This window comes from Streptomyces sp. NBC_00102, from assembly GCF_026343115.1.
Taxonomy (GTDB): domain Bacteria; phylum Actinomycetota; class Actinomycetes; order Streptomycetales; family Streptomycetaceae; genus Streptomyces.
On the sequence record NZ_JAPEMC010000001.1, the window covers coordinates 1,211,683 to 1,232,661 of the forward strand.

The 20,979-nt window shown below is 74.1% G+C and carries 21 protein-coding genes; 8 read left to right on the plus strand and 13 right to left on the minus strand.

The features are described from left to right. Positions 1-24: 24 nt before the first annotated feature. Entirely contained in the window at positions 25-759 is a 735-nt protein-coding gene (locus OHA55_RS05370; RefSeq protein ID WP_266703282.1) for a VIT1/CCC1 transporter family protein, read from the minus strand. A 420-nt stretch (positions 760-1,179) separates the two neighbouring features. Between OHA55_RS05370 and OHA55_RS05375 the strand changes: the two genes are divergently transcribed. From OHA55_RS05375 to OHA55_RS05405, 7 genes are read left to right on the plus strand one after another with little or no spacing between them, the layout of a single operon-like run. Then, positions 1,180-2,310 carry an ADP-ribosylglycohydrolase family protein gene (locus OHA55_RS05375; RefSeq protein ID WP_266703284.1) on the plus strand — a complete coding sequence of 377 codons (1,131 nt, stop codon included), beginning with the start codon at positions 1,180-1,182 and terminating at the stop codon, positions 2,308-2,310. After that, positions 2,307-3,575, plus strand: coding sequence for an ADP-ribosylglycohydrolase family protein (locus OHA55_RS05380; protein WP_266703286.1), 1,269 nt, complete (start codon positions 2,307-2,309; stop codon positions 3,573-3,575). Before OHA55_RS05375 ends, OHA55_RS05380 begins: the two co-directional genes overlap by 4 nt. Further along, positions 3,520-4,704: an ADP-ribosylglycohydrolase family protein gene (locus OHA55_RS05385; protein WP_266703288.1), complete on the plus strand. Its 1,185-nt coding sequence runs from the start codon at positions 3,520-3,522 to the stop codon at positions 4,702-4,704. Before OHA55_RS05380 ends, OHA55_RS05385 begins: the two co-directional genes overlap by 56 nt. Next, positions 4,701-6,086 carry an ADP-ribosylglycohydrolase family protein gene (locus tag OHA55_RS05390; RefSeq protein WP_266703290.1) on the plus strand — a complete coding sequence of 462 codons (1,386 nt, stop codon included), beginning with the start codon at positions 4,701-4,703 and terminating at the stop codon, positions 6,084-6,086. The genes OHA55_RS05385 and OHA55_RS05390 overlap by 4 nt, the downstream gene beginning before the upstream one ends. After that, a complete protein-coding gene (rbsK, locus tag OHA55_RS05395; RefSeq protein ID WP_266703292.1) occupies positions 6,083-6,967 on the plus strand; it encodes a ribokinase in 885 nt (294 codons plus the stop codon). The genes OHA55_RS05390 and rbsK overlap by 4 nt, the downstream gene beginning before the upstream one ends. Then, on the plus strand, positions 6,964-8,175 hold the full coding sequence (locus tag OHA55_RS05400) for a CaiB/BaiF CoA-transferase family protein (RefSeq protein ID WP_266703294.1): 1,212 nt from the start codon (positions 6,964-6,966) through the stop codon (positions 8,173-8,175). Before rbsK ends, OHA55_RS05400 begins: the two co-directional genes overlap by 4 nt. A gap of 50 nt (positions 8,176-8,225) precedes the next feature. Then, positions 8,226-9,089, plus strand: coding sequence for a CoA ester lyase (locus OHA55_RS05405; RefSeq protein ID WP_266710429.1), 864 nt, complete (start codon positions 8,226-8,228; stop codon positions 9,087-9,089). Between the two features lie 88 nt (positions 9,090-9,177). Here the strand turns inward: OHA55_RS05405 and lgt are convergent, their stop codons facing one another. The 11 genes from lgt to hisI all read right to left on the minus strand — a co-directional run bounded on the left by lgt (position 9,178) and on the right by hisI (position 18,598). Then, on the minus strand, positions 9,178-10,179 hold the full coding sequence (lgt, locus tag OHA55_RS05410; RefSeq protein ID WP_266703296.1) for a prolipoprotein diacylglyceryl transferase: 1,002 nt from the start codon (positions 10,177-10,179) through the stop codon (positions 9,178-9,180). A 114-nt stretch (positions 10,180-10,293) separates the two neighbouring features. Then, on the minus strand, positions 10,294-11,112 hold the full coding sequence (locus OHA55_RS05415; RefSeq protein ID WP_266703298.1) for a thioredoxin domain-containing protein: 819 nt from the start codon (positions 11,110-11,112) through the stop codon (positions 10,294-10,296). A gap of 75 nt (positions 11,113-11,187) precedes the next feature. After that, a complete protein-coding gene (gene trpA / locus OHA55_RS05420) occupies positions 11,188-12,036 on the minus strand; it encodes a tryptophan synthase subunit alpha (RefSeq protein WP_266703300.1) in 849 nt (282 codons plus the stop codon). Next, positions 12,033-13,319: a tryptophan synthase subunit beta gene (trpB, locus tag OHA55_RS05425; RefSeq protein ID WP_266703302.1), complete on the minus strand. Its 1,287-nt coding sequence runs from the start codon at positions 13,317-13,319 to the stop codon at positions 12,033-12,035. Before trpB ends, trpA begins: the two co-directional genes overlap by 4 nt. A 172-nt stretch (positions 13,320-13,491) precedes the next feature. Beyond that, positions 13,492-13,776 (minus strand): tryptophan biosynthesis modulator TrpM, encoded by a 285-nt coding sequence (gene trpM, locus OHA55_RS05430; RefSeq protein ID WP_266703304.1) that lies wholly within the window; start codon positions 13,774-13,776, stop codon positions 13,492-13,494. Positions 13,777-13,784: 8 nt separating this feature from the next. After that, the gene (trpC, locus tag OHA55_RS05435; RefSeq protein ID WP_266703306.1) at positions 13,785-14,594 is read right to left on the minus strand and encodes an indole-3-glycerol phosphate synthase TrpC; all 810 of its coding nucleotides are present in this window, start codon (positions 14,592-14,594) and stop codon (positions 13,785-13,787) included. 141 nt (positions 14,595-14,735) lie between these two features. Further along, positions 14,736-15,254, minus strand: coding sequence for a DUF2752 domain-containing protein (locus OHA55_RS05440; RefSeq protein ID WP_266703308.1), 519 nt, complete (start codon positions 15,252-15,254; stop codon positions 14,736-14,738). Positions 15,255-15,377: 123 nt separating this feature from the next. After that, a complete protein-coding gene (locus OHA55_RS05445) occupies positions 15,378-15,629 on the minus strand; it encodes an HGxxPAAW family protein (protein WP_266703310.1) in 252 nt (83 codons plus the stop codon). Between the two features lie 352 nt (positions 15,630-15,981). Continuing rightward, entirely contained in the window at positions 15,982-16,632 is a 651-nt protein-coding gene (locus OHA55_RS05450; protein WP_266703312.1) for a TIGR02234 family membrane protein, read from the minus strand. A gap of 50 nt (positions 16,633-16,682) precedes the next feature. Then, positions 16,683-18,191: an anthranilate synthase component I gene (locus OHA55_RS05455; protein ID WP_266703314.1), complete on the minus strand. Its 1,509-nt coding sequence runs from the start codon at positions 18,189-18,191 to the stop codon at positions 16,683-16,685. A gap of 11 nt (positions 18,192-18,202) precedes the next feature. Beyond that, the gene (gene hisI / locus OHA55_RS05460) at positions 18,203-18,598 is read right to left on the minus strand and encodes a phosphoribosyl-AMP cyclohydrolase (RefSeq protein ID WP_266703316.1); all 396 of its coding nucleotides are present in this window, start codon (positions 18,596-18,598) and stop codon (positions 18,203-18,205) included. 85 nt (positions 18,599-18,683) lie between these two features. Here hisI and OHA55_RS05465 point away from each other — a divergent pair, with 85 nt between their 5' ends. Next, positions 18,684-19,316: a TIGR03085 family metal-binding protein gene (locus OHA55_RS05465; RefSeq protein ID WP_266703318.1), complete on the plus strand. Its 633-nt coding sequence runs from the start codon at positions 18,684-18,686 to the stop codon at positions 19,314-19,316. A gap of 26 nt (positions 19,317-19,342) precedes the next feature. Here the strand turns inward: OHA55_RS05465 and OHA55_RS05470 are convergent, their stop codons facing one another. After that, the gene (locus tag OHA55_RS05470; protein WP_266703319.1) at positions 19,343-20,968 is read right to left on the minus strand and encodes a cation acetate symporter; all 1,626 of its coding nucleotides are present in this window, start codon (positions 20,966-20,968) and stop codon (positions 19,343-19,345) included. Between the last annotated feature and the right edge of the window lie 11 nt (positions 20,969-20,979).

A 20,979-nucleotide genomic window follows, 5' to 3' on the forward strand; every position in this document is an offset into this window, starting at 1 on the left:
CCTCCACGGGGGCCGACCCGGAGGTCAGCCGCCCACCGCGACCCCGAAGAGTCCGCCGAGGCCGAAGGTGAGCGCGGCCGCGGCGCCGCCCAGCGCGAGCTGTCGCAGTCCGCTGAACCACCAGCTGCGGGCCGTCACCCGGGCCACCACCGCGCCGCAGCCGAAGAGGCCGATGAGCGCGAGCAGGACGGCCGGCCAGAGCGCGGTCGCGCCGAGCAGGTACGGCAGCAGGGGCAGCAGCGCGCCGAGCGCGAAGGCCGTGAACGAGGAGCCGGCGGCCACGAGCGGCGACGGCAGGTCACCGGGGTCGATGCCGAGCTCTTCGCGGGCGTGGATCTCCAGGGCCTGTTCGGGGTCGGCGGAGAGCTGCCGGGCGACCTCGGTCGCGAGGTGCGGCTCGACTCCCCGGGAAATGTAGAGCTCGGCGAGCTCCCGCATCTCGTCGTCCGGGTGCTTGCGCAACTCGCGCCGCTCCACGTCGAGTTCGGCCTCCACCAGCTCCCGCTGGGAGGCGACCGAGGTGTACTCGCCGGCCGCCATCGAGAAGGCGCCCGCCGCGAGGCCGGCCAGACCCGTGATGACCATGGTCCGGTGCGAGACGTCGCCGCCGGCGACACCCGTCATCAGTGCGAGGTTCGAGACCAGGCCGTCCATGGCGCCGAAGACGGCGGGGCGCAGCCAGCCACCGTTGACGTCCCGGTGGGTGTGGTTGTCGCGGTGCGCCTCGTGCAGTGCGGCGTCGGTCTCGATGATGGACACAGTGCTCCCCTATCCGTCGGCGGCTCCGCAGCCCCTCCGCCACCGCCCGACATCATCGAAAGTACGCACGATTTTTGGCGCCCGCCAGCAAGGCAGGCCGTACTTACCACCGCTCTGACCAGGCAAGACAGGTTTGGCTCACCTTCCTTTCCGGGCCTCCGCACGCACCTTTCGGACGGGTCCGTCCCCGTTCACCCGTCCGGCTGTCTCCCCGAGGAAGGCCGTCATCCTTTCGGGTGGGACTTCGAAAGGCGGAACCCTTGCCCCGCCGGGGATCCCGCGTTCCTCCGTCCAGCTCCTCGCTCCGTTTCGTCTAGGTTCATCCGCATGGCCCTTTTATTCCGGTTGTCAGCCTTCCCTCCCGAGTGGCGTGGCACAGATCGGAGAGGGGGAAATCGTGTACGGACGAAGGGTCGACCGATGGAACCGATCACGGGCAAGGACCGGGCCCGGGGCGCATTGCTCGGGCTGGCCGTCGGAGACGCTCTGGGGGCCCCGGCGGAGAACCTGAGACCGTCGGAGATCCGCGCCCGCTGGGGCCGGATCGAGGGCTTCGTCAGCGAGGACCCGGCGGGCACGGACGACACCGAGTACGCGATCTTCTCCGGGCTGCTGCTGGCCCGCCACGGCTCGGCCCTCACCGTCGCCGACGTGGACCGGGCCTGGCACCACTGGATCGCCGATCTCGACGAAGGGCCCTTCCGGGGAGCCGGGTTCAGCGAACGCGGCACCCTGGAGAACCTCCGCCGGGGGCTGGCGGCACCGATCTCCGCGCAGCACCGGCACGCCTGGAGCGACGGACTGGCCATGCGGGCGGCCCCCTTCGGGGTGTTCGCGGCGGGACGGCCCGCCGAGGCGGCCCGGCTGGTGGCGATCGACGGGCAGGTCAGCCACGACGGCGAGGGCATCTACGGCGGCCAGGCGGTCGCGGCCGGAGTGGCCGCGGCGATGGTCGGGGCGGGCCCTGCCTCCGTGATCGCGGCGGCGCTCTCGGTGGTGCCGATGGACTCGTGGACCGCGCGGTCCCTGCGCCGGGCGGTGACCGCCGCGGGGCGCGTCCACCCGGACCGGCTGACGGCCGAGCGCGCGGTGCGCTCCGCGGTGGTGATCGGCGGCTACCCGTGGACGGACCTGGCGCCGGAGGCGGTGGGCCTGGCGTTCGGCGCCTTCACGGCCGCGCGCGGCGACTTCCGTACGGCCGTGCTGATGGCGGTCAACATGGGGCGGGACGCGGACACCACGGCGGCGGTGGCCGGGGCGCTGGCGGGGGCCTGGCAGGGGGCGGCGGCGATCCCCTCGGAGTGGGCCACCGCGATCGGCCCGGTGCGCGGCAGCTGTCTGCCGTCGATGCGGGGCTACCACGTACTGGACGTCGCGGAGTTGCTGACCGCGGGCGACCCGGCGGGTCCGGCCCTGGCCCCGTTGGCGGCAGCGGTGGCGGTGGCGGATGGTGGTGCGCCGCCGGATCAGGAGGCGCACGGACCGACGGACGAGCCGGTGGCCGGGTCCCTGCCGGCGGAACTGCTGCACGCGGAAGGGGCACTGCGATGACCGCCGCCACCGACGGGGTGCTCCCCCGCGGCGCCGACGACGGCGTCCGTCCCGGGGCGGAGCCCCCGGAGACGACCCGGCGGGCGCGGATCGAGGGCCTGCTGCTGGGGCTCGCCGCCGGGGACGCGGCCGGCTGGCCCGCAGCCCGCCACCGGGCGGCCCGGATGCCCGAGTGGACGCGGCGGCTCACCCGGGAGCTGGACACCTTCGCCGAGCAGAACGCGACGACCACGCTGCCGGTGCCGATCGCGCTCAACCAGCCGCCGGAGCCGCTGCGGCTGGGCCCCTCGGACGACGCCGAGTGGGCCGCGTTCGCCGCCGGTACGGTGCTCGCGGCGGCGGCCGACGAGGCGCACGGGCTCGCCCCCTCCCGCCGGATGCGCGACGCGGTGGACCGCGCCTGGAACGCGCTGGCCGCCAAGGTCGCGGCGGCCAGCGAGCGGGCGCCCGAGGTGGAGGCGGCGGTGCTGCCGCTGCGCGCCCGGATCTCGGTGCGCGCCGGCCTCGGCAACCTCGCTGCCGGGCTGCGACCCCCCGCCACCGGCCACGACAACCCGCACTACTTCGACGACGCCGCCTGCGTGCGGGCCGCGGTGCTCGCGGTGGTGCACCCGGGCGATCCGGCCGCCGCCGCGGCGCTCGCGGAGTTCGACGCCCGGTACACGCAGGACGGCGACGGGGTGCACGGCGCGCGGGCCATCGCCGCCGCCATCGCCGAGGCGCTCGCCGGGGCGGACGTGACAACGGTGGTGGACGCGGCGCTCGCGCAGCTTCCGGAGGGCACCGAGATCGCGCGCAACGCGGTGCACGCGGTGCGGCTCGCACGGGAGTTCGCGGACGAACCCGCCGGGGCGTTCTCGCTCGTCCCGGTGCTGGAGCACCAGATCGTGGACCACGTCTACAGCTACGGCATCGCGGCCGCCGAGACGGTGCCGGTGGCGCTCGCGCTGACCACCGCGGCGCGCGGCCAGATCGCCCAGGCGGTCCCGGCCGCCGCCTGCCTCTCCCGGGTCGCGGACTCGGCGCCCGCGCTCGCCGGGGCGCTGACCGGGACGCTCGGCGGCATCCGGACCGTACCGTCCGGGTGGCGGGAGGCGTGCCGGACGCTCGCCGGGTGCGCGCTGCCCCGGCTCGCGGGCACCGATCTGATCGAACTCGCCGGGCTGCTCGCAGCCACGGAACAGGCCGCCACGGGTGGACAATTCAGCCATGATCCCCACAGTGAGTACTCAACACCCCGTATCGGACACGCTTTCCCTCGATGAACGTGTGAGCGGAGCCCTCGTCGGCGCCGCCGTCGGCGACGCCCTCGGGGGGCCGGTCGAAGGCTGGACCTCCGAGCAGATCGCGGAGCGGCACGGCGGGCGGGTGCACGGGATCGTCGGTCCCTGGTACGGCGACGACTGGCGTACCGCCCGCCCGATCGCCCCGTACCACAAGGGCGATGGGCACGTCACCGACGACACCTTGATGACCCACGCGCTGGTGCGGGTCTACGACAAGGTCCGCGACCACCTGGACGCGTACTCCGTCGCCACGCACCTGGTCCCGGACCTGATCTCCACCCCGCGCTGGATTCCGGAGCTGGAGGCGGAGGCGCTGCCGCTCCAGCGGATCTTCCTCGCGGAGAAGTGGCTCGTGGCCCGGGTGCACTACGGGCACGTGGACCCGCGCGAGGCCGGCAGCGGAAACATCGTCAACTGCGGTGCGGCGATGTACATGGCGCCGGTCGGGCTGGTCAACGCGGCGCATCCGGAGGCCGCGTACGCGGAGGCGCTGGAGGTCGCGGCGCCGCACCAGTCCAGTTACGGCCGGGAGGCGGCCGGGGTGTTCGCGGCGGCCGTCGCGGCGGCCTGCGTGCCGGGCGCCACACCGGTCTCGGTGGTGGAGGCGTGTCTGGCGCTCGCCAAGGACGGCACCCGCGCGGCGATCGAGGCGGTGTGCGAGGTGGCGGCACGGCACGGCGATCCCGAGTCGGCGCTGGTGCCGCTGCGGGAGGCGGTGGCCCCGTTCGACACGGTCGGCCCCGACTACCGCTCCCCCTCGCTCGGCGCCCGCCGGCCGTCGCGGCTGCACTCCATCGAGGAACTGCCCGTCGCCCTGGGCATGCTGCTGGCGGGCGGCGGCGACTACCGCCGCACGGTGCTGGGTTCGGTGAACTACGGGCGCGACTGCGACTCCATCGCCACGATGAGCGGGGCGATCGTCGGCGCGCTGCACGGGGAGGCGGCGGTACCCGAGGAGTGGGCGAAGACGGTCGCCGAGGCGAGCCGGCTCGACCTGCACGCCCCGGCGCGCACCCTGACGGCGGTGGCGCGCGAGGTGTTCGCCGCCGACACCGCCCGCCGCCGCGCGCACGAGGCGGCCTTCGCGGTGCTGGCGGGTGAGCGGTGAACGTCCGGCTGACCTGGGTCCAGCCCGAGGACCTGATCGGGCACGAACTGCGCCAGGCCGGACAGGACGGCCGGGACGCCTCCGAGATCGCCGCCCGGTGGTGTGCGGCCGGGGGCCCGCCCGCACCGGAGCGGGCAGGCGCCTCCGTACCGCCCGCACCGCCCGGGCTGCGTGCGCTCGCCGAGCGGCTGCTCGACGAACTCGCCCTGCTGGAGAGCCCGTTGGCGGAACAGGAGCCCACCGAGCTGGCGGCCGTCCGGGCGCTCTGCGCCACGTGGCCGGCCCCGCCGGCCGCCCGGTCCGTCCCGGATCCGGCCCGGCTGCACGCCGGATGGCTGGGCCGGGCGGCGGGCTGCCTGCTCGGCAAGCCGGTGGAGAAGCTCCCGCTGGAGGGCATCCGCGCGCTCGGCCGGGCCACCGGCAACTGGCCGCTCACCGACTGGTTCACCGCCCGGGGCGTACCGGACGCGCTGCTCGCCGCGTACCCCTGGAACCGCCGCTCCGCCCCCACCTCGCTGGCGGAGAACATCGACGGGATGCCGGAGGACGACGACCTCAACTTCCCTCTGCTGACGGTGTTGTTGCTCCGGCGTCACGGGCGCCGCTTCAGCACGGACGACCTCGCGCGGCTCTGGCTGGACGAGCTCCCGGCCGGCCGGGTCTTCACCGCCGAGCGCGTCGCGTACCGCAATCTGCTGGACGGGGTGGAGCCGCCCCGCACGGCCCGGTACCGCAACCCGTTCCGGGAGTGGATCGGCGCCCAGATCCGCGCCGACGTACACGGCTGGACCTGCCCCGGCGATCCGGGAGCGGCGGCGGAACAGGCGCACCGCGACGCGGTCCTCACCCACACGGGGAACGGCGTATACGGGGCGATGTTCACCGCGGCGGCGCTGGCGGAGGCGGCCGGCGGGGCGAGCGACGTGCACGGCTGCCTGGCCGCCGGGCTGCGCGTGGTGCCGCCCGGGTCCCGGTACGCCCGCGCGGTGCGCCTGGGCATCGAGACGGCCCGGGAGGCACGCACGTCGGGGACGGCGGGCGGCTTCGACGCGGTCGTCGACCGGCTGCACGAGGTCTACGCCGCCACCCACCACTGGGTGCACGTGCTGCCCAACGCGGCGCTGCTCGCCGCCGCCCTCACCCACGCCGACGGCGACTTCACCCGCTCGATCGGCAACGCCGTGATGGGCGGCTGGGACACCGACTCGAACGGGGCGACCGCCGGATCGCTCGCCGGACTGCTGGCGGGCCGCCCGGACGCCCTGCCCGGCCACTGGACCGCCCCGCTCAAGAACCGCCTCGCCACCTCGGTGGCGGGATTCGACGGCACCGGCTTCGACACCCTCGCCGCTCAGACCTACCAGGAGGCACTGACCCCATGACCCGTATCACGGTGCTCGGCAGCATCAACATGGATCTGGTCGCCTACGTCGCCCGGGCGCCCGCACTCGGCGAGACCGTCGCCGGGAGGGAGTTCCGTACGGTTCCAGGCGGCAAGGGCGCCAACCAGGCGGTCGCCGCCGCGCGGGCCGGCGGGGAGGTCACGATGGTCGGCGCGGTCGGCGCCGACGCGTACGGCTCGCAGCTGCGGGGCGGGCTGGAGAGCGCGGGGATCGACACCGGTCTCGTGCGGACGGTCGAGGGCGCGAGCGGCACGGCGCACATCGTGGTCGACGACACCGGCGCCAACGCGATCGTGGTGGTGCCCGGGGCGAACGGCACGTTCACCGCGCTCGGGCCCGCCGAGAGGGAGGCGGTGGCCTCGGCCGATCTGCTGCTGCTCCAGCTGGAGCTGCCGCTGTCCGCGGTGACGGAGGGGGCGCGGGCCGCCCGTGCGCGGGGCGTGCGCACCATCCTCACCCCGGCCCCCGTCCAGCCGTTGCCCGACGAGCTCCTGGACCACGTCGACCTGCTGGTCCCCAACGAGCACGAGGCGGCGCAGCTCTCCGGGTACGAGGACCCGTACGCCGCGGCGCGCGTCCTGCTCCGCAAGGTGCCCGAGGTCGTCATCACCCTCGGCTCGAAGGGCTGCCTGTACGCGGCCCGGGGCGCCGAGCCCGTGCCCTTCGCCGCCCCGGAGGTGACCTCGGTCGACACGACCGGCGCGGGCGACACCTTCGTCGGGACCCTGGCCGTGGCCCTCGGCGAGGGCCGGCCGGTCGCCGAGGCGGTCGCCTGGGCGTCCTCGGCCGCCGCCCTGTGCGTCCAGAAGCCCGGCGCGTCCACCTCCATGCCCTACCGAAGCGAGATCGATGCCTCATGAACGAATCCGGGACCACCCTCACCGCCACCCCTCTGTCGGGCCTGCGGGTCCTCGATCTCGCGACCCTCTTCGCCGGTCCGCTCGCGGCGACCATGCTCGGTGACTTCGGGGCCGAGGTGATCAAGGTCGAACATCCGCGCAAACCCGACCCTTCGCGCGGCCACGGCCCCGCGAAGGACGGGGTCGGTCTCTGGTGGAAGCTGCTGGGCCGCAACAAGCGCAACCTCACGCTGGACCTGTCCAGGCCCGGCGGGCGCGAGGTGCTGCTGCGGCTGGCGGCGGAGACCGATGTGATCATCGAGAACTTCCGGCCCGGCACCCTGGAGCGCTGGGGGCTCGGCTGGGAGGAGCTGGAGGCGGTCAACCCCCGGCTGGTACTGACCCGGGTGACGGCCTTCGGCCAGTTCGGCCCGTACTCGCACCGGCCCGGGTTCGGGACGCTCGCCGAGGCGATGAGCGGCTTCGCGTCGATCACCGGTGAGCCGGAGGGGCCGCCGACGCTGCCGCCGTTCGGGCTCGCCGACTCGATCGCGGCGCTCGCCACCGCGTACGCCGTGATGGCCGCGCTCGCCGGGCGCGACCGCACCGGGCGGGGGCAGGTGGTCGACATGGCGATCATCGAGCCGATCCTGACGGTGCTGGGCCCGCAGCCGCTCTGGTTCGACCAGCTCGGCCACGTCCAGCAGCGCACCGGGAACCGCTCGCGGAACAACGCCCCGCGCAACACCTACCGCACCTCGGACGGCCAGTGGGTCGCGGTCTCCACCTCGGCGCAGTCGATCGCCGAACGGGTGATGCGGCTGGTCGGACGCCCCGAACTGATCGACGAGCCGTGGTTCGCGTCGGGCGCGACCCGGGCGGAGCACGCGGACGAGCTGGACGGGGCGGTCGGGTCGTGGATCGCCCGGCACACCCGGGACGACGCGCTCGCCGAGTTCGAGAAGGCGGAGGCGGCCATCGCCCCCATCTACGACGTGCGGGACGTGATGGAGGATCCGCAGTACCGGGCGCTGGACAGCGTCACCGAGGTGGACGATCCGGAGCTGGGGCCGCTGCGGATGCAGAACGTCCTCTTCCGGCTCTCCGAGACCCCGGGCTCCATCCGGTGGGCGGGGCGCCCGCACGGGGCCGACACCGAGGAGATCCTCCACGAGCTGGGCCTGTCCGGCGAGCGGATCGCGGCGCTGCGTTCTCAGGGGGCGCTGTGACGGCGGCCGAGGCGCACCCTCGCGCCACCGCGGCCGTCCCGCCCGGCGACATCTCCCCGTACGACTCGTACGACACGACTCCGGTGCCGCTGACCTGGCTCTACGTACCCGGTGACCGGCCGGAGGTGGTGCTCAAGGCGCTGGGTGCCGGGGCGGACGTGGTGATCGTGGACCTGGAGGACGCGGTCGCCCCGGGCCGTAAGGAGTACGCCCGGTCCGCCACCGCCGAGCTGCTCACCGATCCGGTGACCACCGCCGAGGACGCCGTACCGGTCCATGTGCGGGTGCACGGGGAGGACGACGTGCGGGCGCTGGCGGGGCTGCCGGGGCTGTCCGGGATACGGCTCCCCAAGATCACGCACGCGGTGTCCGTGCACCATGTGGCGGCGCTCGCCCCCGGTGTTCCGCTCTATCCGCTGCTCGAATCGGCGCTCGCGATCGAGCACGCGTACTCCATCGCCTCGGCCCACCACGACGTGCGGGGCATCGCGCTCGGGGAGTCGGACCTCCGCGCCGATCTGGGGGTACGGGACGACGTCGGGCTCGACTGGTCGCGCAGCCGGATCGTGGTGGCGGCGCGGGCGGCCGGGCTGGAGCCGCCGACGCAGTCGGTCTTCCCCGACGTGCGCGATCTGGACGGGCTGTGGGCCTCGTGCGGCCGGGGGCGGGCGCTGGGGATGCTGGGCCGGGCGGCGATCCACCCGCGGCAGCTGCCGGTGATCGAGCGGGCCTTCCGGCCGACCGATCAGGAGCTGGAGGCCGCCGAGGAGATCGTGGCGGCGGCCCGTACGGACGCGGGCGCGCTGGCACTGCCGGACGGCCGGTTCGTGGACGCGGCGGTGGCCGCGGCCGCGCACCGCACCCTCGCCCTCGGGCGGCGCACGGCCGCGGCGGCGGGTGCGGCCGTGGGCTGACGTCCCACCGCCCGGTCGCGGGCGGTCCGGAGCACGGAAAAGGCCGCCGCACCCGGTCGGGTGCGGCGGCCTCGTGCCGCCTCGGAAGTCAGCTCGTACCGGCGGTACGGGCGGCGCCGTCGGTCTCCGGCTCGTCCACGGCGCCGGTTCCGGCGGCGTCCGCCGGGCCGGTCTCCGTCGCGTCGGCCTTCACCAGGTCGGCCTTGGCCGTGTCGGTGCCGTCGGCCTTGCCGTCCGTGGGATCCGCCTCGGTGCCGTCGCCGTCGGCATCGTCCTGCGCCCCGGGCTCCACGATCTCCTCGCGGCCGGGACGCACCTTGGCGGAGATCACCATGTACGTGACGGCCAGGATGAAGACGATGATCGCGGTCCACACGTTCAGCCGCAGGCCGAGCACGTGGTGGGCCTCGTCGACCCGCATGTACTCGATCCAGACCCGGCCGCTGCAGTACGCGGCGACGTACAGGGCGAAGGCCCGGCCGTGTCCGAGCCGGAAGCGGCGGTCCGCCCAGATGACCAGCAGGGCGACACCGACGCACCAGAGCGATTCGTAGAGGAACGTCGGGTGGTAGACACCCTCGGTCCGGTTCGCGGCGCCGCTGATCTTCAGGCCCCACGGCAGGGTGGTCTCGCGGCCGTAGAGCTCCTGGTTGAACCAGTTGCCCCAGCGCCCGATGGCCTGGGCGAAGGCGATGCCGGGGGCGAGCGCGTCGGCCCAGGCGGGCAGCGGGATGCCCCGGCGGCGGCAGCCGATCCAGGCGCCGACCGCGCCGAGGGAGATGGCGCCCCAGATACCGAGGCCGCCCTCCCACACCTTGAAGGCGTCGACCCAGTCCTCACCGTCGCTGAAGTACAGCTGGTAGTCGGTGATGACGTGGTAGAGACGACCGCCCAACAGGCCGAAAGGCACCGCCCAGACGGCGATGTCGGCCACGGTGCCGGCTCTGCCGCCCCGGGCGATCCAGCGCTTGTTGCCGAGCCAGACGGCGACGAAGACACCGATGATGATGCAGAACGCGTAGCCGCGGAGCGGGATCGGTCCGAGATCGATCACGCCGGTCGACGGGCTGGGAATGTAGGCAAGGTTCATGACGGAACCGACGCTACCCTGCCGGGCCGTGCGGACGGGACGTCACCCGGCAACGTATGGATAACAGGGCCGGATTCCACCGTCCGCAGCGGCACCATGATCGAGGTCACTCGGTCAGGAGGCCGGCGGCGTGGGGGTGAGGGTGCCGGCCGGCTTGCCCTTGTTGGCCTCTTCCACCCACTTCTTGAGGTTGGCGACCGAGATCTGCTCGTCGCCCTTCTTGGGGAAGATGGACTCGCCGTTCAGCAGGGCGGTCGGGGTCCCCTGGAAGCCGCCCTCGCTGAACGCGGCGTTGGACTTCGCGACCCAGCCGTTGTGCTTGCCGTTCTCGACGCAGTTGCGGAAGGTCGCGGTGTCCAGCCCGGGGACCTTCTTGGCGAGGTCGATCAGGGTGCTGTCCTTGCCGAAGGCGTCGTCCGTCTCGGCGGGCTGGTTGGTGTAGAGGACGTCGTGGTACGCCACGAACTTGCCGGCGTCCTGGGCACAGGCGGCGGCGTTCGCGGCGCGCACCGAGCCCGTGCCGCCCATGTTGCCGTCGATGATCGTGGCCAGGTGGTACTCGACCCGGAGCTGTCCGCTGTCCGTGAGGTCCGCGATGGTGCCGCGGAACGCGTTCTCGAACTGGCCGCAGACCGGGCAGCGGAAGTCCTCCCAGATGGTGAGCGTGGACGGGGCGTCGCTCGCTCCCACCGGGATGGCGAGGTCGTCCTTGCCGGTGGCGCCGGACGGCGCGACGACGGGTGCCGCGGTGCTGTCGTCGTCGTCCCCGGCGTTGGCCGCGATCAGGCCGATCACGGCGGCCAGCGCCAGCACGCCGATCACGGCTCCGGCGACGATCAGCGTGCGGCGGCGGCGCTCTCGCGCCTTCTCCTGCTCACGCTGCTGGACGAGCCGGTCGCGCGCGGCCCTTCTTCCTTCTTGGTTCTCGCTCACACCCGCAGCAACGAACCGGGGAGGCACTCGCGTGCCTCCCCGGTCCCAGTCCACCCGTACGGGTGACGCAGCGCGTCAGCGCTTTCGAACACCCTCGGCGAGTTCGCCCGCGAGCGCCTTCACCGCGGCCGTACCCGCCGCCGCGTCGGGCGCGTCCAGGATCGCCTTGACGAAGGCCGACCCGACGATGACGCCGTCCGCGAAGCCGGCCACCTCGGCGGCCTGGGCCGCGTTGGAGACGCCGAGACCGACGCAGACCGGGAGGGAGGTGGTGGCGCGGGTGCGGGCCACCAGGTTCTGGGCCTGGTCGCCGACGGACTCGCGGGTGCCGGTGACTCCCATGAGGGAGGCGGCGTAGACGAAGCCGGAGCCCGCCGCCGTGATGGTGGCGAGGCGCTCGTCGAGGCTGCTGGGGGCGACGACGAAGACGGTGGCGAGACCGTGCTTCTCCGCGCTCTCGCGCCACACCGCCGACTCCTGGACCGGCAGGTCGGGCAGGATGCAGCCGGCGCCGCCCGCCGCGGCGAGCTCGGCGGTGAACCGCTCGATGCCGTAGCGGTCGATGGGGTTCCAGTAGGTCATGACGAGGATCGGGGCGCCGGTGGCTTCGTACGCCTCGCGGACCGTGCGCATCACGTCGGCGATCCGGACACCGCCGCGCAGCGCGATGTCGTCGGCGGTCTGAATGACCGGACCGTCGAGCACCGGGTCGCTGTGCGGCAGGCCCACCTCGACGACGTCCGCTCCGCCGGCGACGGCGGCCTTCACGGCCTCGATGCCGCCGTCCACGGTCGGGAAGCCGGCCGGGAGGTAGGCGATGAGGGCCGCGCGGTCCTCCGCCTTCGCGGCGGCGAGGGTGGTGTTCAGCAGGTCGATATTGCCGGTGTGGCCGGTGTTGACGGTGTTGACAGTGGTGCCGCTCACTTGACGTCCCCCTCGATCTCCGCGCCGTGGCCGGCCTCGGCCGCCTCGACGGCCGCGTCCGCGTCGTACAGCCCGAAGTAACGGGCCGCCGTGTCCATGTCCTTGTCGCCGCGCCCGGAGAGGTTGATGAGGATCAGCCCGTCCTCGCCCAGCTGCTTGCCGATCTCCAGGGCACCGGCCAGCGCGTGCGCGCTCTCGATGGCCGGAATGATGCCCTCCGTGCGCGAGAGAAGCCGCAGGGCCGACATCGCGGCGGAGTCGGTCACGGCGACGTACTCGCCGCGGCCGACGTCCTTGAGGTACGAGTGCTCCGGGCCGATGCCCGGGTAGTCCAGACCGGCCGAGATGGAGTACGGCTCGGTGATCTGGCCCTCGTCGTCCTGGAGGACGTAGCTGCGCGAGCCGTGCAGGATGCCGGGCTCGCCCGCGGTGAGGGTCGCCGCGTGCTCGCCGGTCTCGATGCCGTGCCCGGCGGGCTCGCAGCCGATGAGCCGGACGGAGGCGTCCGGGATGAAGGCGTGGAAGAGGCCGATGGCGTTGGAGCCGCCGCCGACGCAGGCGATCGCGGCGTCCGGCAGCCGGCCGGCACGCTCCAGGATCTGGCGGCGGGCCTCGACCCCGATGACCCGGTGGAAGTCGCGGACCATGGCGGGGAAGGGGTGCGGCCCGGCGACCGTACCGAAGAGGTAGTGGGTGCTGTCCACGTTGGCGACCCAGTCGCGGAACGCCTCGTTGATGGCGTCCTTGAGGGTGCGGGAGCCGGACTTCACGGCGACGACCTCGGCACCGAGCATCCGCATGCGGGCGACGTTGAGCGCCTGGCGCTCGGTGTCGATCTCGCCCATGTAGATGGTGCACTCCAGGCCGAACAGCGCGCAGGCGGTCGCGGTGGCGACGCCGTGCTGACCGGCTCCGGTCTCGGCGATGACCCGGGTCTTGCCCATGCGCTTGGTGAGGAGCGCCTGGCCCAGCACGTTGTTGATCTTGTGCGAGCCGGTGTGGTTGAGGTCCTCGCGCTTGAGGAAGACACGGGCGCCGCCCGCGTGCTCGGCGAAGCGGGGGACTTCGGTCAGGGCGCTGGGGCGGCCCGTGTAGTTGACCATGAGCTCGTTGAGCTCGGCGGCGAAGGCCGGGTCGGCCTTGGCCTTGTCGTACTCGACGGCGACCTCGTCCACGGCGGCGACGAGCGCCTCCGGGATGAACTTGCCGCCGTAGGCGCCGAAATAGCCTTCGGCGCTGGGGATCAGACCCTCGGGGTCCGGAACGAAGAAGTCTGAGGACATCCGACATGGCTCCTGGAGATGGCAACGGGTGGGTTCACCGGATGCGCCGGAGCGGAGCGGAAAGCCGCCGCGACCGGGTTCGGTCGGGGCGGGTACGGCGCGGCGCGTCGACGCGGCACGGACCCTTACGGGTGGGTGCGCGGGACGCGGACGGCCGGGCTCGCTGCGGCGCTCAGCCGGTGCGCCATCGCATGCCGTTGACCTGTCCCGGCTCGTCGCCGATGACGTAGCGGACCCGGCGGCCGTGCACCCGGCGGGCGGGCGCGCGACAGCCCCGGTGCCAGAACGGCGGGGCGCAGCGGCGGGGCTGCGGGTGGTCGAGCGGGAGGAGCGCGGGCCGGCCTCCGCCGTGCGCCGGGAGCGCGCGCGGCTCACGCACCGGCGACCCGGCGGGGCGGATGCCCTGCGGGGACGGCGGTGCGGAGCGCGGGGGCCCCGGCGGCACGGAGACGGTCACGGCGGGGGTCAGCCCCGTCCGTGCCGGAGCGCGGGGTGGGTGCCGGCGGCGACCAGGTCGGCGACGGCGGCGCGCGGGTCGCGGCCGGTGACGAGCGACTCGCCGACGAGCACGGCGTCCGCGCCCGCGTTGGCGTACGCGATCAGGTCGTGCGGGCCCCGGACGCCGGATTCGGCGACCTTGACGATGTGGTCGGGGATCTCGGGGGCGACCCGCTCGAAGGTGGAGCGGTCGACCTTGAGGTCCTTGAGGTTGCGGGCGTTGACGCCGATGATGCGGGCGCCGGCGGCGACCGCGCGTTCGGCCTCCTCCTCGTCGTGGGCCTCGACGAGCGGGGTGAGGCCGATGGACTCGGCCCGCTCGATCAGGGAGACGAGGGCCTCCTGGTCGAGGGCGGCGACGATCAGCAGGGCGAGGTCGGCGCCGTAGGCACGGGCCTCCCACAGCTGGTAGGAGGTGACGATGAAGTCCTTGCGCAGGATGGGGATGTCGACCTTGGCGCGGACGGCTTCCAGGTCCGCGAGCGAGCCGCCGAAGCGGCGCTGCTCGGTGAGGACGGAGATGACGGAAGCGCCGCCGGCCTCGTAGTCCGCGGCGAGCGCGGCCGGGTCGGCGATGGCTGCCAGGGCTCCCTTGGAGGGGCTGGAGCGCTTGACCTCGCAGATGACGTTGACGCCCTCGCCGCGCAGTGCGGCGACTCCGTCCTTGGCCCGGGGGGCGCGCGCAGCGCGTTCCTTGAGCTCGTCGAGGCTGACGCGCGCCTGCCGCTCCGCAAGGTCCGCACGGACGCCGTCAATGATCTCGTCGAGCACACTCACGCGAGCGGCCCCCTTCCGGAACGAACGAATGATGCAACAGGATCAGCCATCTCGATGGTATCCGCAGCGGGGCGCTGGGCCAGCATCCGGCCGGTCGGCATCCCAACAGGTGGTCCGCGGGCCGGTCCGGCAGGGGGTGGCTCAGGGTGCCAGCGCGGCGCCGATGGGCAGGTTCCGTACGACGCTGAAGGCCAGCAGCACCGCGCCGGTCCCCCAGTACCAGCGGGGCGGCAGGCCCAGCCGCAGGGGCCTTCGGCGGGCGGTCCGTACGAGCCAGAGCGACCAGAGAGCGGCGAAGAGGACGTAGCCGGTGACGGCGAGGGCGTTGTCGCCGAGGGCTGTGACGAAGTCGCCGTGGGCGAAGGCGTGGGCGCTGCGCAGTCCGCCGCAGCCGGGGCAGAGCAGGCCGGTCAGGCGGAAGAGCGGGCAGACCGGGTAGTGCCCGGGTTCGCCCGGGTCGACGGCGGCGACGTAACCGAAGGCGCCGACGACGGCGAGGAGGGTGCCGGCCGGCGCCGCGAACCGCCGCATGCCCGGCTCCGGACGGCGTTGGGCGTACGGGTCCGGCAGGTGCGGGTCCGGCGGTCGCGGGCCGGCCGGGGCGGGCCCGGTGGGTGCGTCCGGGGGCGGGGTCGCGGCGGGGAGGGGCGAGGCGTCCACCCGGCGATTGTGCCCCCGGTACGCGGAAAGGCGCAGCCCGGGTGGGGCTGCGCCTCGCGTGTCGCGCGGTCGCACCTGGCGGGGCCGGACCCCGACGGGAGGGGCCCCGCCACGGGGCGTACGTCAGTGGCCGAGCTGGGCCTCACCGGCGCGCGCACGGGCGGCGGCGTACTCCGGGGTCTCCTTCGGCATGCCGAGTCCGGCCATCTTCATCGCCAGGCCCACGACGGCGCCCGCGAGGACCACGCCGATGCCGGCCCAGAATCCGGCCGGGTTGGCCGCGACCATGAAGACGCCTGCGACGCAGAAGCCGATGAACGAGATGATGACACCGGTCCAGGCGGCCGGGGTGTGTCCGTGGCTGCTGCCCGCCATGAGTTGCTCCTCGTTGGTGTTGCGCGGTGTGCGTGGTGTGCGGTGCCACCGCACCGGGGGTGCGATGGACAGGCCCGACCCCATTGTCCCGTACGCGGAGGCGGGACGTGAGCCGGGGGGTCGGTGCTCCAGGTCGTGTCCGGGGGCCTTCCGGGTGGCCGGCCCGGCGGGCCGCCCAGGGTGTGTCGTCAAAGTGTCGTTGTCCGGCCGGAGGCCGGGCCGGGCGGCGTCTGGTGCGTGCGATCGCAAGGCGGAGGGTCGCCCCGATACTGGATGTATCGGGGTGATCCCGACAACGCGGCGAGCGTGCGTGCCAGGCGTCGCCCGGCAGACGGCAGTTTGACGACACACCCTAGCCCGTGGGGTCCTCGCCCCGGTCCAGCGCCTTCCACAGCTCCTCGGGCCGGTCGGGGTCCCGGGGGGTCGCGGGAGCCTTGCGGGGGCGGGGGGTGCCGTCGCGCTCGTAGCGGCCGGACATGGTGGGCCAGCGGCTTCCGAAGCGCAGCGCGAGTACCCCGGCGACCAGGATGAACAGGCCGCCCAGGGCGGTGACCCAGGGCCACGCGGTGTGGCTGAGGGCGTCGATGGTGGAGGCGGCGTCACCGGTGGTGGCCGCGGCCTTCTCGTCCAGGGCGGCGCTGTCGGAGGCTCCGAGCCAGGCGCTGAGGCCGGCGCCGAGACCGCTGACGGCCAGCAGTCCGGCGACGACGTAACGCCCGGCGCCCCGGACGGCGAAGACGGCGACCAGGGCGGCGAGGCCGACGATCGCCAGCGCGGCGGGGACGCCGGTGACGTCCTGCCCGTCGGCGGTCAGCGGGAGGCTGCCGCCGGCGACGGGGGCCTCGCCCCGGGCCCAGGTCTGCCCGGAGGCGAGCAGGACGACGGCGGCCCCGACCGCGCCGAGGAGCAGCCCGAGGGCCAGGCTCCGGCGGCTGCCGGGGGCGTCGGGGGCGGTGGTGCGGGAACGGGGCTGGGGTACGGGGACGGCGCTCACGCCTTCCACTATCCCCTACCGCCCCGGCGCGCAGCGGCTGGCCCCCGACGGGCCCGGGGTCACCCGGTGGGCGCTCCGTGGTCGCGGAGCCGGTTGGCGGTGTGGACGGCGCGGAGCACGGCGGCCGCCTTGTTGCGGCACTCGTTGTCCTCGGCCACCGGGTCGGAGTCGGCGACCACGCCGGCTCCGGCCTGGACGTAGGCGGTGCCGTCGCGGAGCAGCGCGGTGCGGATGGCGATGGCGGTGTCGGAGTCGCCGGCGAAGTCGAGGTAGCCGACGCAGCCTCCGTACAGGCCCCTGCGGTTGGGTTCGAGCTCCTCGATGATCTGCATGGCGCGCGGCTTGGGCGCTCCGGAGAGGGTGCCGGCGGGGAAGCAGGCGGTGAGGACGTCGAAGGCGGTGCGGTCCTCGGCGACGCGGCCGGTGACGGTCGACACGATGTGCATCACGTGGGAGTACTTCTCCACGGACATGAAGTCGACCACTTCGACGCTGCCGGGTTCGCAGACGCGGCCGAGGTCGTTGCGGCCGAGGTCGACGAGCATGAGGTGCTCGGCGCGCTCCTTGGGGTCGGCGAGGAGTTCCTCGGCGAGGGCCTGGTCCTCCTGCGGGGTGGCGCCCCGGTGCCGGGTGCCGGCGATGGGGTGGACCATGGCGCGGCCGTCCTCGACCTTGACCAGGGCCTCGGGGCTGGAGCCGACGACGTCGAAGCCGTCGAACCGGAAGAGGTACATGTACGGGGACGGGTTGGTGGCCCGCAGCACCCGGTAGACGTCGAGCGCGCTCGCGGTGCAGGGCGTCTCGAAGCGCTGGGAGGGCACGACCTGGAAGGCCTCGCCGGCCCGGATGCGCTCCTTGATGTCCTCGACGGCCTCCTGGTAGGCCGGGCCGCCCCAGAGGGCGGTGTACGGCGGCAGCTCGGAGGGGGGCAGGACGGCGGGGGCGTTCTCGACGGGGCGGCGCAGGTCGCGCTCCATGGCGTCGAGGCGGGCGACGGCGTCGGTGTACGCCTCCTCGACGCCGCTCTCCAGGTCGTTGTGGTTGATCGCGTTGGCGATCAGCAGGACGGTGCCGTCCCAGTGGTCGAGGACGGCGAGGTCGGAGGTGAGCATCATGGTGAGCTCGGGGAGGCCGAGGTCGTCGCCTCCGTGGTCGCCGATGCGTTCCAGGCGGCGCACGATGTCGTAGCCGAGGTAGCCGACCATGCCGCCGGTGAAGGGCGGCAGGCCCTCGGTGCCCGCGAGGTCGCGGGGGGTGTGCAGCGCCTCGGTGGTGGCGCGGAGCGCCTGGAGCGGGTCGCCGTCCAGGGGGACGCCGACCGGCGGGGTGCCGATCCAGTGGGCCTGGCCGTCGCGGGCGGTGAGCGTGGCGTGGCTGTGGACCCCGATGAAGGAGTACCGGGACCAGGTGCGGCCGTTCTCGGCGGATTCCAGCAGGAAGGTGCCGGGGCGTTCGGCGGCGAGTTTCCGGTAGAGCCCGACCGGGGTGTCGCCGTCCGCGAGGAGCCGCCGCACGACGGGGATGACGCGCCGGTCCACGGCCAGCTTGCGGAAGGTGTCGAGATCCATGTCGGCCGGCCTCACGGGGTGTCTGTGTCGAGCAGGACGTCGCGGTCGAAGCAGGTGCGGGCGCCGGTGTGGCAGGCGGCGCCCGTCTGGTCGACCTTGACGAGGACGGTGTCGGCGTCGCAGTCGAGGGCCACGGAGACGACGCGCTGGGTGTGGCCGGAGGTGTCGCCCTTGACCCAGTACTCCTGGCGGCTGCGGGACCAGTAGGTGCAGCGGCCGGTGGTCAGGGTGCGGTGCAGGGCCTCGTCGTCCATCCAGCCGAGCATGAGCACCTCACCGGTGTCGTACTGCTGGGCGATGGCGGGGACGAGTCCGTCCGCGCCGCGCTTGAGGCGCGCGGCCACGGCGGGGTCGAGGGTGCCTGTGGGCGGGGTACCGGGCGTGCCGGACGGGGGCGTGCTGCTCATGGGCCCCATTGTGCCGCGATCCAGGGCGCCCGAAGGCGTCCGGTCCACTGGGCGGACCGTGTGCCGCGGTCGTAGGCTGGCTGACATGTCGACCCATGCGAAGCGTGAACGTCTTCTGCTAGCCGACCTGTTGGAGGCGGCGGGGCCCGGGGCGCCGACCCTGTGCGACGGCTGGCTGACCCGGGACCTGGCCGCTCACGTGGTGGTGCGGGAGCGCCGGGCGGACGCGGCCGCGGGGATCGTGGTGGGCCCGCTGAAGGGCCGTATGGAGCGGGTGCGCCAGGAGTACGCGGACAAGCCGTACGAGGAGCTGATCCAGCTCATCCGCACGGGTCCGCCGCGCTTCTCCCCGTTCGGGCTGAAGCAGGTGGACGAGGCCGCCAACACCGTGGAGTTCTACGTGCACGCCGAGGACGTCCGCCGGGCACAGCCCGACTGGTCGCGGCGGGAGCTGGACCCGGTGTTCGCGGACGTCCTGTGGGCGCGGATGGAGCGGACCGCCCGGATGCTGGGGCACCGCTCCCCGGTCGGGCTGGTGCTGCGCCGCCCGGACGGGCGGACGGCGGTGGCACGCAAGGGCACCCCGGTGGTGACGGTGACCGGGGAGCCGGGCGAGCTGCTGCTCTTCGCGTTCGGCCGGCAGTCGGCGACGACGGTGGGCCTGGAAGGCGAGGAGGACGCGGTGGAGCGGCTCCAGCTGTCGCAGCTGGGGATGTGAGAACCACGGGCCCGGGCCCGTGGTTCTCAGGTCCGGGGCGTACCCGGGCCGTACGCGGCGGTGGTGGCCGGCGCCCCGTGGCGAGCGGCGCGCCCGGTGGTGTGCTCGCCGCGCTCGCGGGCGGGGCGGCGGGACCCGAGGTGGGCGAGCAGGAAGCCCACCGGGATGGTGACGAGCCCCGGGGTCTGCAAGGGGAACCAGTGGAAGTCGCGGTCCGGGAAGAGGGCGATCGGGGTCCCCGAGACCGCCGGTGAGAACGCCATCAGGAGCACGATCAGCGGCAGGGTCCCGTAGACGGTCCGGCGCACCGCGCGGGCGGTGAAGCCGGGGCGGAAGAGGGCGTTCAGCAGGACTGGCGGCAGGACGGACGCGGCGGCGGCGAAGGAGAACGAGAGCAGGACCTGCGGGTTGCGCTCGTGGGTGTACGCGGAGACGAGGACGGCGAGCGCGCCGATCGCGAGGACGGCCCGGCGGGCCCGGCGGATCTCCCGGGCGGAGGCTTTCCCCTCGCCCTGGGCGCCGGAGTGCGCGGCGAAGTCCCGGGCGACGCTGGAGGCGGCGGCGAGGGTGATGCCGGCCACCGCGGCGAGGGTGGTGGCGAAGGCGGCGCAGGCGACGACGGCGAACAGCGGGCTCTCGCGGGGGCCGACGGCGCCGGGGTCCAGTGCGCCGGTCACCATCAGCAGGGCGGTGTTGCCGCCGGGGTCCGCGGCACGCAGCGCCTCCGCGCCGAGCAGGGCCGAGGCGCCGAGTCCCACGACGACGATCCCGGCGCAGAGGACGGCGACCGGAGCGACGGCCCAGGCCCGCACGCGGCGCGCGGTACGGGCGTCGCGCAGGGGGTGCAGGCGCATGGTGAGGTGCGGCATGCAGGCGGCGCCCAGGACGAGGGTGACCTGGAACCCGATCAGGTCCAGCACCCCCGTGCCGGTACGTCCGAACTGGGCGCCGGGCGAGGCGTAGCCGGAGCCGGCCCCGCTGCCCTCGCGTGCGGCGTCGAAGAGGGCGAAGGGCGACCAGCCGTACCGGGCGAGGACGAGTCCGGCGAGCAGGGTGACGGCGGCCACCACCACGCCGACCTTGAGGATCTGGACGTATCCGGTGCCGCGCATCCCGCCGAAGGCGGAGTAACCCACCATCAGGGCCCCGCTGGCCACGGTGCATCCGGTCACCGCTCCCTCGGGGAGTCCGAACATGGCCGCCATCACCTTGCCCGCGGTGGTGAGTTGTACGAGCAGGAGCGGGGCGAGCACGGCCAGGGCGGCGACGCCCAGCGCCCTGCGGACCGCGGGGTCTGCGAGCCGTCGCGCGAGGAAGTCTCCGAGGGTGAACACCCCTGCGGCGCGCAGCCGTTCGGAGAAGAGGCGCATGAAGAGCACCAGCGAGGCGACGGTCGCGAGCGCGAAGGTCACCCCGTCGAACCCGGCGAGCGCCACGGAGCCGGTGGTGGAGAGCAGGGTGGCGGCGGAGACGTAGTCCCCGGCGATGGCGAGTCCCCCGCCGACGGGCCCGAGGGCCGCTCCGCCGCCCGCGTAGAAGTGTTCCGGGTCGTCCTGGTCGGCGGCGGCGAGGCCGCAGAGCAGCAGGGAGAGGGCGACGAACCCGAGGAAGATGACGACCGCGAGGGAACGCGCGTCGGTGAGGGAGGACATGACGGGTACGG

Bases quoted from the DNA above. Each gene is read 5' to 3' on its own strand.
- OHA55_RS05375 (WP_266703284.1), top strand. From the start codon at position 1,180: ATGGAACCGATCACGGGCAAGGACCGGGCCCGGGGCGCATTGCTCGGG.
- OHA55_RS05380 (WP_266703286.1), top strand. From the start codon at position 2,307: ATGACCGCCGCCACCGACGGGGTGCTCCCCCGCGGCGCCGACGACGGC.
- OHA55_RS05385 (WP_266703288.1), top strand. From the start codon at position 3,520: ATGATCCCCACAGTGAGTACTCAACACCCCGTATCGGACACGCTTTCC.
- rbsK (WP_266703292.1), top strand. From the start codon at position 6,083: ATGACCCGTATCACGGTGCTCGGCAGCATCAACATGGATCTGGTCGCC.
- OHA55_RS05400 (WP_266703294.1), top strand. From the start codon at position 6,964: ATGAACGAATCCGGGACCACCCTCACCGCCACCCCTCTGTCGGGCCTG.
- lgt (WP_266703296.1), bottom strand. From the start codon at position 10,179: ATGAACCTTGCCTACATTCCCAGCCCGTCGACCGGCGTGATCGATCTC.
- trpB (WP_266703302.1), bottom strand. From the start codon at position 13,319: ATGTCCTCAGACTTCTTCGTTCCGGACCCCGAGGGTCTGATCCCCAGC.
- OHA55_RS05445 (WP_266703310.1), bottom strand. From the start codon at position 15,629: ATGGCGGGCAGCAGCCACGGACACACCCCGGCCGCCTGGACCGGTGTC.
- OHA55_RS05455 (WP_266703314.1), bottom strand. From the start codon at position 18,191: ATGGATCTCGACACCTTCCGCAAGCTGGCCGTGGACCGGCGCGTCATC.
- hisI (WP_266703316.1), bottom strand. From the start codon at position 18,598: ATGAGCAGCACGCCCCCGTCCGGCACGCCCGGTACCCCGCCCACAGGC.
- OHA55_RS05465 (WP_266703318.1), top strand. From the start codon at position 18,684: ATGTCGACCCATGCGAAGCGTGAACGTCTTCTGCTAGCCGACCTGTTG.
- OHA55_RS05470 (WP_266703319.1), bottom strand. From the start codon at position 20,968: ATGTCCTCCCTCACCGACGCGCGTTCCCTCGCGGTCGTCATCTTCCTC.